The 14,180-nt window shown below is 70.2% G+C and carries 14 protein-coding genes; 5 read left to right on the forward strand and 9 right to left on the reverse strand.

Annotation, left to right across the window (positions count from 1 at the left end; all coding sequences use genetic code 11):
• Nucleotides 1-19: 19 nt before the first annotated feature.
• From CW348_RS13810 to menB, 4 genes are all read right to left on the reverse strand, one after another.
• Nucleotides 20-937: a universal stress protein gene (locus CW348_RS13810; RefSeq protein ID WP_011291846.1), complete on the reverse strand. Its 918-nt coding sequence runs from the start codon at nucleotides 935-937 to the stop codon at nucleotides 20-22.
• Between the two features lie 207 nt (nucleotides 938-1,144).
• Complete coding sequence (gene menD / locus CW348_RS13815; RefSeq protein ID WP_011291845.1) at nucleotides 1,145-2,806, reverse strand: 2-succinyl-5-enolpyruvyl-6-hydroxy-3-cyclohexene-1-carboxylic-acid synthase; 1,662 nt, start codon at nucleotides 2,804-2,806, stop codon at nucleotides 1,145-1,147.
• A 221-nt stretch (nucleotides 2,807-3,027) separates the two neighbouring features.
• Nucleotides 3,028-3,981 (reverse strand): o-succinylbenzoate synthase, encoded by a 954-nt coding sequence (locus tag CW348_RS13820; protein ID WP_016188638.1) that lies wholly within the window; start codon nucleotides 3,979-3,981, stop codon nucleotides 3,028-3,030.
• Nucleotides 3,978-4,817, reverse strand: coding sequence for a 1,4-dihydroxy-2-naphthoyl-CoA synthase (menB, locus tag CW348_RS13825; protein WP_011291843.1), 840 nt, complete (start codon nucleotides 4,815-4,817; stop codon nucleotides 3,978-3,980). Before menB ends, CW348_RS13820 begins: the two co-directional genes overlap by 4 nt.
• Before the next feature lie 92 nt (nucleotides 4,818-4,909).
• On the opposite strand from menB, the gene CW348_RS13830 reads away from it, so the two are divergent.
• Nucleotides 4,910-6,085 carry an AMP-binding protein gene (locus tag CW348_RS13830; protein ID WP_011291842.1) on the forward strand — a complete coding sequence of 392 codons (1,176 nt, stop codon included), beginning with the start codon at nucleotides 4,910-4,912 and terminating at the stop codon, nucleotides 6,083-6,085.
• Nucleotides 6,086-6,356: 271 nt separating this feature from the next.
• Nucleotides 6,357-7,673 carry a sigma-70 family RNA polymerase sigma factor gene (locus CW348_RS13835; RefSeq protein ID WP_287463973.1) on the forward strand — a complete coding sequence of 439 codons (1,317 nt, stop codon included), beginning with the start codon at nucleotides 6,357-6,359 and terminating at the stop codon, nucleotides 7,671-7,673.
• A 271-nt stretch (nucleotides 7,674-7,944) separates the two neighbouring features.
• Here the strand turns inward: CW348_RS13835 and CW348_RS13840 are convergent, their stop codons facing one another.
• Nucleotides 7,945-8,319, reverse strand: coding sequence for a GntR family transcriptional regulator (locus CW348_RS13840; RefSeq protein ID WP_011291840.1), 375 nt, complete (start codon nucleotides 8,317-8,319; stop codon nucleotides 7,945-7,947).
• A gap of 13 nt (nucleotides 8,320-8,332) precedes the next feature.
• The gene (locus CW348_RS13845; RefSeq protein WP_011291839.1) at nucleotides 8,333-8,728 is read right to left on the reverse strand and encodes a hypothetical protein; all 396 of its coding nucleotides are present in this window, start codon (nucleotides 8,726-8,728) and stop codon (nucleotides 8,333-8,335) included.
• Between the two features lie 116 nt (nucleotides 8,729-8,844).
• Between CW348_RS13845 and CW348_RS13850 the strand changes: the two genes are divergently transcribed.
• A complete protein-coding gene (locus tag CW348_RS13850; RefSeq protein ID WP_011291838.1) occupies nucleotides 8,845-9,528 on the forward strand; it encodes a TetR/AcrR family transcriptional regulator C-terminal domain-containing protein in 684 nt (227 codons plus the stop codon).
• 25 nt (nucleotides 9,529-9,553) lie between these two features.
• On the opposite strand, the gene CW348_RS13855 is transcribed toward CW348_RS13850, so the two are convergent.
• Nucleotides 9,554-10,198: a response regulator transcription factor gene (locus CW348_RS13855; protein ID WP_011291837.1), complete on the reverse strand. Its 645-nt coding sequence runs from the start codon at nucleotides 10,196-10,198 to the stop codon at nucleotides 9,554-9,556.
• A 20-nt stretch (nucleotides 10,199-10,218) separates the two neighbouring features.
• On the reverse strand, nucleotides 10,219-11,457 hold the full coding sequence (locus CW348_RS13860; RefSeq protein ID WP_238569729.1) for a sensor histidine kinase: 1,239 nt from the start codon (nucleotides 11,455-11,457) through the stop codon (nucleotides 10,219-10,221).
• Nucleotides 11,458-11,604: 147 nt separating this feature from the next.
• On the opposite strand from CW348_RS13860, the gene CW348_RS13865 reads away from it, so the two are divergent.
• Both CW348_RS13865 and CW348_RS13870 read left to right on the forward strand, forming a co-directional pair.
• Complete coding sequence (locus tag CW348_RS13865; protein WP_011291835.1) at nucleotides 11,605-12,171, forward strand: hypothetical protein; 567 nt, start codon at nucleotides 11,605-11,607, stop codon at nucleotides 12,169-12,171.
• 37 nt (nucleotides 12,172-12,208) lie between these two features.
• Nucleotides 12,209-12,904 (forward strand): endonuclease V, encoded by a 696-nt coding sequence (locus CW348_RS13870; protein ID WP_104613056.1) that lies wholly within the window; start codon nucleotides 12,209-12,211, stop codon nucleotides 12,902-12,904.
• Nucleotides 12,905-12,928: 24 nt separating this feature from the next.
• Here the strand turns inward: CW348_RS13870 and CW348_RS13875 are convergent, their stop codons facing one another.
• Entirely contained in the window at nucleotides 12,929-14,032 is a 1,104-nt protein-coding gene (locus CW348_RS13875) for a hypothetical protein (protein WP_287463978.1), read from the reverse strand.
• Nucleotides 14,033-14,180 lie beyond the last annotated feature (148 nt).

Below are 14,180 nucleotides of genomic sequence, written 5' to 3' on the forward strand. Positions count from 1 at the left end.
GCAGCGGGGCGCCTCGGGCTCAACCAGCCGAGGAGACGCGCACGACAGCGACGGGCACGACGGCGTGGTTCAGGACTTGCTGGCTGACCGAGCCGAGCAGCAGCCCGGTGAACCCGCCGCGGCCCCGCGACCCGACGACGATCAGGTCGGCGTCGGCGCCTTCGTCCAGCAGCGCTGCCGCGGGATGCTTCTCGGGGGTTTCTACACGGACCGGGACCCGCTGGGTGAGCGGGGTCCGGGCTTCATCCACGGTGCGGAGCAGCCATTCGCGGGCCCGAGCGACCTGCTGCTCCCGGTCGACTGCCACGTCGGCCTGCAGCACGGTGAACGGGTCGACGGGGGCGTCCGGCGCCTGCCACGCGTATACAGCGACGAGTTCGGCGCGCAGCCGTTCCGCTTCGACCAGCGCGAACCGCAGCGCGGCAGCGGCATGCTCGGAGCCGTCCACGCCCACGACGACACGGCCGCGGCGGGCCGCGGCCTCCTGGCTGGTCGGCGGCACCACCACGACCGGGCAGGTGGCGTGGGAGGCGACACGCTGCGCTACCGAGCCGAGGAAGAGCGACGCGACCCCGCTGTACCCGCGGGAGCCGACGACGAGCAGTTCCGCGTCCTGCGCGGATTTCAGCAGGGCGTGGTGGGCTTCGGCCCGGGACACTTCGGTGACGGCCCGCAAGCTGGGTGCGGCCTCCTGGACGCGCCGCAGCGCTTCTTCAAGGAGCGCTTTTGCTGCTTGAGAGACTTCCGGGGAAGGGGCGGTGCGGATCGGTCCTCCCAGCGGGACGGTGACGAGCGGCAGCCCCATCGCATACACCAGGCGCAGCGTGGCCCCGCGCCCCGCGGCAGCGTCAATCGCCCAGTCCAAGGCGTGCAGGCTGCCTTCCGAGCCGTCCACTCCGACCACGACCGTGCCCGGCACGGTTTCTCGGTCCGACATGCGCTCTCCTTCCCTGGTCGGCGTCTCGCCTTTTCTACCCGGCTGCTCCGTGGCGGCTCCGGGCCCGGCAGGCCGCGCGTGTCCCGCCGCGACAATGGTGGCCGGGCCAGCAGCACACTACTGTGCGTCACCCCAGGAGCCGGACCTGTGCGGCCGGGACGGCGTGGTTCCCGCGAAAGCTCTCCGGGTCCTGTCCGGTCCGCGGGGTTACCGCACCGCGGCGGCGACTGCTTCCTGCAGAGCGCGGCGCAGGCGGGCTGAAGCAGCGCGGTCTGTGCGAACCTCCACGAGGCGCAGCCCGTCCCCGATGAGGGCTTTGGGCAGGTCGGTGGCCCACTCCACGCGCGTGTAGGGCAGTCCCGCGGTGGCGGCGACCTGTTCCACGGCCACGCCGTGGGGGGTGCCGAAAACCCGTTCGAAGTCGGGGTGCCCGGCCTGCTCCAGTTCGGAGAAGATCCCGCCTCCGTCGTTGTTGACCACCACGATCGTCAGGTTGGGGCGGGGCTCGTCCGGGCCCAGCAGGAGCCCGTTCTGGTCGTGGAGCAGCGCCAGGTCGCCGAGCAGGGCAAACGCTTCCCCTCCGCCGTCGGCCTGGTGGGCGAGGGCTGCACCCACCGCGGTGGAGACGGTGCCGTCGATCCCGCTGACGCCTCGATTGCCGATCAGCCGCAGCCCGCACCGCGGCCGCATCACCGCGTCCAAGTCCCGGATCGGCATGCTGGCCCCAGCGAACAGGAGAGACCCTGCGGGCAGGTGGGCGGCCAGGTCGCGGGCCAGCCGCAGCTCGGAGAGCGTCTCGTCGCTGTCGAGCAGCCGGTCGGCGGCGGCCCGGGCGGCTGCTTCCGCTGCGGCCCAGGATGCGGCCCACGCCGTGTCGGGGGTGGCGGACGGCGGGGCGGTGACCGCGCCGACCACATCGGTGGCGGTCCGCACCGGGTCGGCGAATGCCACCGGGTCCCCCACGACTACGTGCCGCGGGGCGCGGCGCAGGTAGGCGAGCAGTTGCCGGGACAGGCCCGGCCGTCCCACGCTCACCACCAGTTCCGGTTCGTGGGCGGCGACGAACTCGGGGACAGCGAGCAGTTGCCGGTAGCTGGAGAGGGCTTCCGCCCTGCGGGCGTTCGAGGTGGGTTCGGCCAGCAGCGGCCAGCCGGTCTGGGCGGACAGGGCGAGCAGGGGGATCGGGTCGTAGTCACCGTCACCGCAGACGATGACGCCCCGCTCCACCCACGGCAGTTCCACCGGTTCGGGTTCGTTCCGCTGGAGGTCGACGGTGATCCACGGTTTCCCGTCGGGCCGCCCCGTCACCGGTTCCGGCCAGGGCTGCCCTCCCGGTTCCGGAACCAGCGGCTCCCGGAACGCCAGGTTGAGGTGGACGGGACCCGGCTTGTTCGCCTGGGCGGCAGCCCAGGCCCGGCAGACCAGGGACCGCCAGTAGGCGACCATGCCTGCTTCGCGTTCCGGCACGCCCACTTCCGCGAAGAACCGGACCGCGGAACCGTACAGGCCGATCTGGTTCACTGTCTGGTTGGCGCCGGTCCCCCGCAGTTCGGGAGGCCGGTCCGCGGTGAGCACGATGAGACTGACCCCGCTCTGGTCAGCTTCCAGCACGGCGGGGTGGAAGTTCGCTGCGGCCGTACCGGAGGTGCACACGAGCGCAACCGGGCGGCGCGAGGCGCGGGCCAGACCGACAGCCAGGAAGGACGCGGAACGTTCGTCGATGCGGACGTGGGTGCGGATCCGGGTGTCGGCCACCAGGGCCAAGGCCAGCGGCGTGGAACGGGAGCCCGGCGCGATCACTGCCTCGGTCAGCCCCAGCCGAGCCAGCTCGTCGACAAGGACACGCGCCAGTGCGGTAGACGGATTCATGCGTACTCTCTCACCGCAAGACCTACTTGCCAGTCGTATCCGCGAACACCTTGACACCGCGCCTAGGTGTTCTGGTCGGCTTTCCCCGGAACGCCACCACGAGCCGACCGTGACGAACCCGAGAATATGCCCCCGTGTCGACCGGTTCGTCACCGGTACCGGTCCGTCACCCGCTCTCGTGTCCGCTGCTGCCGCGTGTCACAGGCGCGCCCCACCGTAGTTCACGGCCCCGGCTCTCGCTCGACCTGCTCCCAGGCGGCGCGTGCCGCTGCCAGCCGCGCCTGCCACGCCGCAGGGTCGATCTCCACCTCCGCTAGCCGCTGCTCGGACACGTCCACCCGGCGCACGGGCAACACCCCGTGGACGGGCAGGAGCGGGTCGTCGCACACGTCGGCGTGCAGCAGCCGCAGCGTGGCCAGCCCGCACGCGTACGGTAGTTCGGGGAGTGCCGCGGCCAGCGCTACTCCGGCGGCCAACCCTACCGAAGTTTCCACGGCGCTTGAGACCACGACGGGCAGCCCGCACTCTTCAGCGAGCCGCAGCGCGGCCCGCACCCCGCCGAGGGGTTGGACTTTGAGCACCACCACATCGGCAGCTTCCGCGTCCCGCACCCGCAGCGGGTCTTCGGCACGCCGGATCGACTCGTCTGCTGCGATCGGCACCGACACGCGCCGCCGTACCTCGGCGAGCTCGTCGACCGTGGCGCACGGCTGCTCCACGTACTCCAACTCGAAGCGGTCGAGCAGCCGGATCATGCGGACCGCGGTGTCGACGTCCCACGCACCGTTGACGTCGATACGGACCCGCCCGCGCGGGCCGAGCGCGTCCCGCACCGCCTCTACCCGGGCCACGTCGTCGGCTTCGCTCTGCCCGCGTTCCGCCACCTTCACTTTGGCTGTGGTGCATCCGGAGGAGGCCACGATACGCGCGGCCTCCTCCGGGCCCACTGCGGGGACGGTGGCGTTGACCGGAACCGTGTCGCGCACCGGTGCTGGCCAGCCGAGTTCCGCCGCCTCGTAGCAGGCCGCCCACCAGCGGGCGCATTCGCGGGGACCGTACTCCGCGAACGGTGAAAACTCTCCCCATCCTGCGGCGCCGCGCACCAGCATTCCTTCGCGGACGGTGATCCCCCGGAAGCGGGTGCGCAGCGGGATGGCGAATGCCCGGCCGGTCACGGGCGGCGCGGGAACTTGTCGAACCGGGGACGGCGCTTCTCCTTGAACGCGTCGCGTCCTTCCTGCGCTTCTTCGCTCATGTAGTAGAGCATGGTGGCGTCCCCGGCGAACTGCTGCATGCCCGCGGCCCCGTCCGTGACCGCGTTCAGCGCGCCCTTGAGCATGCGGATCGCCAGCGGCGACTTCTCCAGCAGCTCCCGCGCCCAGGCGACGGTCTCCTCTTCGAGCCGCTCCAACGGCACCACCGCGTTAACCATGCCCATTTCCAGGGCTTCCTGCGCGGTGTACTGGCGGCACAGGTACCAGATCTCCCGGGCTTTCTTCAGGCCCACGGTCTGCGCCAGCAGCCAGGAGCCGTAGCCGCCGTCGAACGAGCCGACCTTGGGGCCGGTCTGTCCGAAACGGGCGTTGTCGGCGGCAATCGTCAGGTCGCAGCAGATCTGCAGCACGTTGCCGCCGCCAATGGAGTAGCCCGCGACCATAGCGATCACCGGTTTCGGCAGCCGCCGGATCTGCACTTGCAGGTCAAGCACGTTGAGCCGGCCGATCCCCTGACGGGCCACTTCGTCGTCGCCCAGGTAGCCGTCGTCGCCGCGGATCTTCTGGTCCCCGCCGGAGCAGAACGCCTTGTCCCCGGCCCCGGTGAGGATGATCACACCGATGGAGGAGTCGTCTCGGGCCACGTTGAAGGCGTGTTGCAGCTCGAACAGGGTCTGTGGGCGGAAAGCGTTGTGTACCTCCGGGCGGTTGATGGTGATCTTGGCGATGCCCTCCGCGGTCTCGTAGATGATGTCGGTGTAGTCCCCGGACCGCTTCCAGTCCACCACGCTGCCCACGTTCTTGCCTCTCCTGGTCTGTCCAACCTTGTACTTTCGGGGGTCAACCCTAATCCCCCCGTGGAACCGGCTGCGCACTACCCTGGACAACCATGCGGAACCGACGTCCCCTGCAGGCCGTGGTAGGCCTTGCCGCTGAGCGTCTCGCCGAGCTTGTCGACGCCGCCGTGGCCGGGCACGGGCCCGCCCTCCTGCCGATCCCCGGGGACGTTCCCGATTCCCACCTCCGGCGCCTGGTTGAGACGCTGCGCCCCACCAGTATGCGCACCCCGCAGGGGGTGGTCGCGCTTGCCGACGGGGTCCCGGTGGCCGACGACGTGGCAGTGGTCGTCAGCACGTCGGGGTCGACCGGCCAGCCTAAAGGAGTGGAGTTGAGCGCGGACGCGCTCCTCGCGTCCGCCCGGGCCTCGACCGCGCGGATCGGTGCGCAGCAGGGCGAGCCGTGGCTGTGCGTGCTGCCCACCGCGCACATCGCCGGGCTGCAAGTGCTGCTGCGGGCCCGCTTGCTGGACGCGCCGGTGCTCTTCCGCCCGTTCACGGTTGAAGCGGTGCAGGCCGCGGCCAGGCAGCGCCCGCACGTGTCCCTCGTGCCCACTCAGTTGCGCCGCCTGCTTGCCGCAGGCGTGGACTTGTCGCAATTCCGCACCATTCTGCTGGGGGGTGCTGCCGCCGATCCCGGCCTGCTCGCGGAGGCCCGCCGCGCGGGCGGGCGCATCGTCACCACCTATGGGATGAGTGAAACCTGCGGCGGCTGTGTGTACGACGGCCTGCCGTTGGACGGGGTCGCCGTCGACGTTGACGCGGAAGGCCGCATCCTGCTGGCGGGGCCTGTGCTGTACCGCGGCTATCGGCTCCGCCCGGACTTGACCGCTGCCCATCGGGCGGAGCGTGCGGGCCGCCACTGGTTCCGCACCTCGGACCTCGGCGTGGTGGACGACGGGCGGCTGCGGGTCCGCGGGCGTGCCGACGATGTCATCAACACGGGGGGCCACAAGGTGGTAGCCGGGGAGGTGGCGGCGCTCCTTACCCGGTTGGACACGGTGGCGGACGCTGTCGTGGTGGGCCGTCCCGACCCGGAGTGGGGGCAGCGGGTCACCGCGGTCGTGGTTCCCGCCGATCCGACGCATCCCCCGACTCTGGCGGAGATCCGGGAGTGGGTGAGCGCCCACTTGCCCCGCTATGCCGCGCCCCGGGAACTGGACCTTCGCGCGGAGCTGCCGCTGCTTCCCTCCGGAAAACCGGACGTGCGCCAGTTGAGCCAGGGATGACCGGGAACTTCCCGGCGTCACCCAGCGTCATATCTGTTGCCAGGGAGGGCCGTTAACCCCTCCCTCCTTGCCGTCCAAGTCTTTTTCTCTTCCCCGCCCGGAACCTCGCCATCCCCTACCACGCTGGTGACCGCGGTCACTTAGGTCGATATCCAATCGAGATTCGGGAACATTTGACTCTTTCACACGTTGGACATAGTGGCGCGCCCAAGACGGCGGTTTTCCTCTTCCGCCGCGTGCCCGACTGTCTTGAAGGGAGGGAGGTGCTCTCATGTCGCGCACTGCCCAAGCCGCCTCTCCCGTAACGGCGGAGATCGAGGCCGCCTCGGCGACGCTTGATGAGCTGATCGCACGGGGACGCGCCCGGGGACACGTGTCTCTCTCCGAGCTGCGTACTGCGTTCTCCGAGGCCGGGATCACCCCTGCCGAAGGCCGTTCTCTTCTCCGGGAGCTGTCCGACACCGGAGTCCGGATCGCCAACAACGAGGATACTCCGGTGGACCCCGGTGACGACGACACGCTGGAAGCTGTTCTGGAGACGACTTCGAAGGGGAGCGGTCGACGCCGTTCTGCCAAGAAAAGAAGCTGGAAGAAGCAGCCAGCCCAGGCCGGGGCGGAGACTACTGACGCCCCCGAGGCCGATCTTGACGACCATTCACCGGCTCTGGGCGACTCTGTCCATACCTACCTCAAGGCTATCGGACGCCGGGAACTGCTCACCGCGGAGCAGGAGGTCGAGCTCGCCAAGCGAATCGAGGCTGGCCTGTACGCCGAATACAAGCTGGGGTGGCTGGAGGAGTCTCCCGGCCCCCAGGAGATGAGCGAGACCGAACGCGAAGAGCTGGAGTGGATCGCTGAGGACGGCCGCCGCGCCAAGGCGCACATGCTGGAAGCGAACCTGCGCCTGGTGGTGTCGGTGGCGAAAAAGTACAGCGACCGCGGCATGCCCCTGCTTGACGTGGTGCAGGAAGGCAACCTCGGGCTGATCCGCGCCGTGGAGAAGTTCGACTACGCCAAGGGCTACAAGTTCTCCACCTACGCCATGTGGTGGATCCGCCAGGCGATTCAGCGCGGTTTCGCGGACTCGGCGCGGACGATCCGGCTGCCGGTCCACGTGCTGGAGCTGCTGAGCAAGCTCAGCCGTCTGGAGCGCGATATGCACCAGACGCTGGGCCGCGAACCCACCCCCGACGAGCTGGCCCAGGAGCTCGGGAAGACCCCGGCGCAGATCGAAGAGCTGCTGCGGATCACCCGCCAGCCGATCAGTCTCGACTCGACGATCGGCGAAGACGGGGAGACCCGGATCGGCGACCTCATCGAGGACGTGGACGCGTCCGAGGCGTCCGAGGTGGTGGACCGCCAGTTGATGGCCGACCAACTGCGTCGCGCGCTCGACGACCTGGAGCCCCGTGAAGCGACCATCATGTCGCTGCGGTTCGGCCTATTTGACGGGCGTCCGCGCACCCTGGACGAGATCGGCAAGCACCTGGGCCTGACCCGGGAGCGGATCCGACAGTTGGAGAAGCAGTCCCTGTCCAAGCTGCGGCATCCCAGCCGCGCCCGGCAACTGCTGGACTTCGCTAGCTGATCCGGTATGGGCCGCGCGTCGCGGCTCCCGCACCAGACGGGTGGTGCGCGGCGCCGCGACGCGCGGGAGAAGCCGCTGCTCGTCCAGGCATCCCCGGCAGCGTCGACACGTGCCCTGTCACGGCGTGGCCGCTGAGCTGTGAGCCCGCCACGCCCCCAGTCTGGGGAACGGGACTCGTCCTGCCCGGCGAACGCGGGGCAGCACCCGGCGGGGCGCTGACGGTCGTTCTGTGCCTGTTGCGAGGACGGCTGCCTTGCTGGTTCGTGCCCCGTCAGCGGGTGAGGTTCTCTACTGCCGCCCGCACGATGTCCACAGCCTCCTGCTGGGAGATCCCCAACCGGGACACTGTTTCGGCGTAGCGGCGTGCCGCCGCCAGCGCTTCGGCGCGCTGCCGGTCGCCGCCGGCCGCAATGAACGTGCCCGACCTGCCCCGGGTTTCCACGACGCCTGCCTGTTCCAGCTCCCGGTAGGCGCGCGCCGCCGTGTTCACTGCCACCGACAGTTCGCTGGCTAGGGCACGCACCGTAGGCAGTTTGTAGCCGACCGGCAGCCGTCCGCTCGCAGCGGCGTTGGCGACGGCCGCGCGGATCTGCTCGTACGGCGGAACTTTGGAATTCGGGTCGATACGCACAAAGTCCGTCGCCATGGTGTCACGCCCCTCAGGCTGTCACTGGGCTGCGCGGGACCCGCTCAATACCGTGCAGGCGGTGCTGCTCCCGCAGGCTCAACAGCCGTTCTGCGACTTCCGTGGCCTTCTTCACCTCTGGGCGGGCCAGACGACGCCGCCGGTAGATGCGGTCCTCGTAGCCGCGGAGGCCCACCAGTACCCGCTGGTGGGCGTAGGCGGCGCGCATCGCCTCGGTGAGAGCCGCATCGTAGGCGACCCCCAACCGGTTGAGCTCCACCACGTCGGCGCCCTCCCGGCGGGCCCGCAGCAGCTCCTCCTCCGCTTTCCGGGCTGCTTCGAGCAGCTCGGGAAGCTGCTGCGCCTTCTCGGTGTCCTCTGCGTATCGCGCACGCGCCTCTGCTCCGACTTTGCGGGCTCCCAGCACCATGCTCGCTCCCTTGTCTTGGATGGTTAGCACCCACTTTAGAGGGCTGCAGTGGTCCGGTTTCCGACACCCGACCGCCATCCGCACCTGACTTTACGTAGTAAGTCTAGGATGGCGGTGTGAGTCGCAACAACGCTGGTCTCAGCCGGGAACGGATCGTCGCCGAGGCTCTCCGCATCATCGACGGCATGGGCCTGCGCAGCCTCACCATGCGCCGGCTCGGCGACGCCCTCAACGTCGAAGCGATGGCCATCTACCACCACTTCCCGCTGGGCAAGGAACAGCTCTACAGCGCGATCGTGGAGTACATCAGCGACCCTGCCCGGGCTCTCGCCTCCCCTGCAGCCGAAACCGCCCCGGAGGATGAGGCTACCCCCGAAACCGATCCTGAACCCGAGCCGCGGCCGTGGGACCAGCGGCTGCGCGACTGGGCGTGCGACTACCGTGCCGCCCTGCTCCGCCACTCGGGGGCGCTGCCTCTCATGATCCACCGCCGTCCCGACACGGTGGCGGCCCTGCGCGCCACGGAACTGCACTATGCGGCGTTCACCGAAGCAGGCCTGCCCCCGGAGGAGGTTCCCGGGGCGGCAGCCGCGTTGACCTCCTATGTCTTGGGCGCGGTGATCCACCAGGTGCGTTCCGAAGGACTGCCCAGCAGCGACCCTGCCGTCCTCGACGGGCGGTTCCCCACTGTTATGGCGTTGAGCTCGATCGACGTCGACCACGACCGGGTTTTCCGCACCGGCTTGGACGCGCTCCTGGCCGGTCTCACCGCCCCCCGGGTCCAGCACGGCGAGCGGTGAGGCCGGCCCCGTCGGCCACCCCTGGTCAGCCCAAGCCGACCTCCCGGGCGACAATGGCCGCCTGGACCCGGCTACGCAGGTCCAGCTTGGTCAGAATCCGGCTGACGTGGGTTTTCGCCGTGGTCTCGGTAATGTAGAGGCGCCGCGCGATCTGCTGGTTCGACAGCCCTTCCCCGATACAGGCCAGCACTTCGCGCTCCCGGGGGGTGAGCCGCTCCAGGATGGCGGGGTCTGCTTTCTCCTGCTCCCGCGGCCGGGTGGCGGCGAACTCGTTGATGAGCCGTCGAGTCACCGCGGGCGCGATCATGCCCTCTCCCCGCGCCACCGTGTGCACCGCTTTCAGCAGGTCCGCAGCCTCCACGTCTTTCAGCAGAAAACCCGCGGCCCCCGCCCGCAGCGCCCCGAACACGTACTCGTCCAAGTCGAAAGTGGTCAACACCAGCACATCGATCCCGGCCGCGGCAAGCTCCTGGGTGGCGGAAATCCCGTCCCGCCGCGGCATGCGCACATCCATGAGCGCCACGTCAGGCCGCAGCCGCAGACACGTGTCCACCGCTTCCTGCCCGTCGGCTGCCTCGGCCACCACCGTGATGCCGGGATCGGTCTCCAAGATCATCACCAGCCCGGCGCGCACTGCCGCCTGGTCTTCAGCCACCACGACCCTGACCACGTGTCCTCCACCCTGTCCTGCTACGACTCGATGGGAAGCTCGACCCGTACTCGCCACTGCCCGTCCCCGTTGAGTCCGGCGCGGAATCGACCGCCAAGCAGCACGGTCCGCTCCCGCATCCCCGCCAGCCCAGTCCCCGACCCCCAAGCTCCGGTCCGGGACGGCTCCGCCGGCTCTGCGACCGGGTTCTCCGCCTCGATCACCAGCCACTCCCCTGCGTCCTCGGCGTCGGCTGTGCGGCGCACCGTGACCCGCAGCCGCGGCGGCGAAGCGTAGCGCAACGCGTTCGTCATGCACTCCTGCACGGTCCGGTACGCTGCCGCGTCCACCCGCGCCGGCAGTTCCCCGGCCTCCTCGACCCCGGAGAGCACCACGTCAAGGCCCGCGTCCCGCGCGGTGGCGGCCAACTGGCCCACATCTCTCAAGCAGAGAGCGACCCGTTCGGCCTCATACTGCTCCCCGGCCCGCAGCACTTCGATCATCCGGCGCATCTCCGCCAGCCCGCGCACACTGTTGTCCCGCACAGTGCGCAGCACCCCGCGGACCCGCTCCGGGTCGAACTCGCGGAGCGCGAGAGCCGCCGTGGACTGGAGCGCCACCGCGCTCAAATGGTTGGCGACCACATCGTGCAGTTCCCGGGCCATACGAGCCCGTTCGGCCGCGATCGCGTTGGCCCGGTCCAGTTCCGCCATCCGCGTGACCTGCACGGCCCGCTGGCGTTCCAATTCGGCCCGTGCCCGGTGGGCGCGCACACTCAACCCGCTGGTCATCGGGGTGACGAACACCAGAACGTAGAGGCCGACCAGCGAAAGCACTCCCAGCAGCCCTTCAGCGAGGAGCTCCTCCGGCCACACCAGCACGGCCCCGCCCACGCCGAGGACACCGAGCGCACCTACCGCGGCGACCACCCCGTAGGCGAGACGGCTGCCGCCCCACACGGTCACCGCGTACAGCAGGTCCCCGTAGACCGCTACTGGCCAAACCGAGGGGCCGACCACGACAAGGTCGAGAGCTAGACCGATCGTGCCGATCGTCAGCCCCACCCCGGGGCGGGTGCGGCGCAGCAGCAGTGCCGCGCAGACGAAAAGCAGCGGAACGAGCAGCCACAACCGGTGGACTCCGGGACGGTCCACGAACGCGCCCAAAGCCCACAGCAGCAGTCCCACCGCGGTGTTCGCAGCCGCCCACAGCAGGCTGCCCATGCGGGAGAAACCGCCGAGGATGTCGCGGTCCAGGAACTCCATCCACTTCTGTCGCACATTCCCATCTCAGCACGCATGCCGGGCCTAGAGCGTCGTCCGAAAGCAGTACATCGATTCGTTCCTTCCGCGGACGCGCCACCGCGGGCCTGCGCGACACAGTGGGGACAGGAGCTGTCACACAAGGGCCGGGAAGGGAAAACCGTCATGGTGGTGGCCGCAATCGTCGCCTGCGAAGTGCTGTTCTGGGTGCTGCTGCTCGGCGGGTTGAGCGCCCGCTACCTGCTGCGGCTGCGCTGGTTGAGCACGGTGCTGCTCCTGCTCGTCCCCGTGTTGGACGTGGCGCTGCTGCTGATCATCGCCTGGCATCTGCGGTCGGGCGGCCACGCTGACGCCAGCCACGGGTTCGGTGCCCTCTACCTCGGCTTCACCGTGGCGTACGGGCACAGCATGATCGCGTGGGCGGACGCGCGGTTCGCGCACCGCTTCATGGGCGGCCCGCCACCGCCGCAGCGGCCCCGCCGCGGCTGGGCCGCACTCCGCTACGAGACGGTGGGATGGGTGCGGGGCCTGGTGGCCGCGGGCGTGGGCGCGGCCGTGCTCGCCGGACTGATCTGGTATGTCGGGGACCCGGCGCGCACCGCGGAGCTGCAGGGGTTCTTCCCGCCGCTTGCCGGGTTCACGGTGATCAACACGGTGGTGTTCGTGTGGGGGTGTGTGGAAGCGGTGCTGCCTTCCCGAGGTACCGCCGACACTGAAAGCGTGGCACGGTAGTCAGGTCTGCCCTCGCCTCACCCGACGGGAAGGTGCCATGCCCCACATCACCCCGGAGTTGGCGGCCATGGAACTGTGGCCTACCGACCCTGATGCGGCACGTGCCCTCCAAAGCCGGTTGGCGTCCCGGGTACGTGTCCACCCCTGCGACCCGGATGCGGTGCACCTGGTCGCAGGCCTGGATGTGAGCTACGGTCCGACCGAGCTGGTGGCGGCCGCGGTCGCCGTGGACGCCGCCACGTTGGAGGTCACCGCCCAGGCCACGGTGCGCGCAACGCCGACGTTCCCGTATGTGCCGGGCCTGTTCGCGTTCCGGGAACTGCCGCCGCTGCTCGCCGCACTGGAACAGTTGCCTGTCGAACCGGACGTGTACCTCTGCGACGGTTACGGGCTGGCGCATCCGCGCCGGTTCGGGCTGGCCTGCCATCTGGGGGTTTTGGTGGACCGGCCGGTGTTCGGGGTGGCGAAGACCGCGTTTGTGGGTGACGCCGCCGAACCCGGCCCGCGGCGGGGCTCAGCCACCGACCTGGTGGACCGCGGTGAAGTGGTGGGCCGCTGCCTGCGGGTCCACGACGGGGTCAAACCGGTGTACGTGTCGGTGGGGCACCGGGTGGACTTGGATTCCGCGTGCGAGCTGGTGCTACGGCTGTCGCCGCGCTACCGGATCTGTGAGCCGATCCGCCGCGCCGACCAGTTGTCACGCCGGGAACTGGCCGCATCCGGCCGCGCGTGACCGCGCCAGTCCCCCGACCCGGTTTCAGTCGAGGTCTGTGGTGGTGCGGCCGGTTTGGGCGTGCACATCGTCGCGGAGGGCCGCACCCCACACGTAGTCGTCGACAACCTGCAGCGCCGCGGCAAGAGCATCGTCCGCGCGGGCAGGACCGTCAGCCTGGGCGAGCAGGGCGTAGATTCGGCTGAGGGCGGCGAACAGTTCCCCGGCGAGCATCGGCGTGGTGTCGGAGGCCACGGCTGCTTCCAGGTAGGGGTCCCACCAGAACGTGGCCTCCCCGGTTTCTGCGGCGACGTCCGGGTCGGGGGTGAGGAAGCCGCGCCGCAGGCGGGCGCGCACCTCGGCAGCGGTCTGGGGGTCGTCGTGGGTGAGACCGTCGTACCACACGCGTTCCGCGATGGCGGAATCCCCGCGCACGGCGAGCAGGCGGGCCAAAAGCTCCCGGGCCACCGCAGTGTCGTGGGGGTCTGCCGGCTGCTGGGCGAGGGCCGTGTCGAACTCGGCGATGGCCTGCTCCACCCGGACCGCGCCGAGCAGGAGCCGCAGGTCCGGCGTGTCGTGGGCGGCGAGCCCGCGGGCGAGGACTTCCGCTGCCTCGGCGGCAGCGCCGCGTTCCAACAGCCGTCGCGCATAGTCGCGGGCCGCATCCGCTACCGTCTGCGGGTCGGCAGCGTCCAACGCGTACTGCCAGTGGCTGCGCGCGGTCTCATCGTCGCCGCGGGCTTCCGCGAGGCGCGCCAGCCCGTGATGGGCCGCCCCCAGGTAGCGCTGGTTACCGAATTCCACCACGGTCTGCCAGGCACGGGCGGCCGCGTCGCTGTCCCCTTCTTTTTCGCACAGCAGCGCCAGGTGGTAGGCGGCGCGTGGGGAGAACTCCGGGTCGGCGGCGGCAATCGCTGTCTCGTCTGCTTGCCGAGCGCCCGCAGTGTCCCCGAGGTGGTCGCGCACCACTGCGAGCCCGAGCGCGGCCTGGGCCCGGTAGCGGGGCCCGGCGTCGGCGACGACCCGCTCATACAGTTCAGCGGCCCGGTCCGCGTGCCCCGCCTCAGCTAAATCGCGGGCCTGGCTGCACAGGGTCGCTGCCGCAGGGTCGTCGAGCCGGGGCGGGGAGGCTGGTCGGGAGGACTGCACGGTCGCACACTGCTTTCCGTCCGGGGATGAAGGACCCTTCGGAGATTAGCGGTTCCTCCCCGCCCCCTGTACCGGTCTTGCCGTTCCCGGCCACGCCGGGAACGGCGGGCGGCCGCGCAGCCTCACGGACGGGCCGGGCTGCCTCGAC

It is taken from the genome of Thermobifida sp., assembly GCF_017577275.1.
Classification (GTDB): Bacteria; Actinomycetota; Actinomycetes; order Streptosporangiales; family Streptosporangiaceae; genus Thermobifida; species Thermobifida fusca.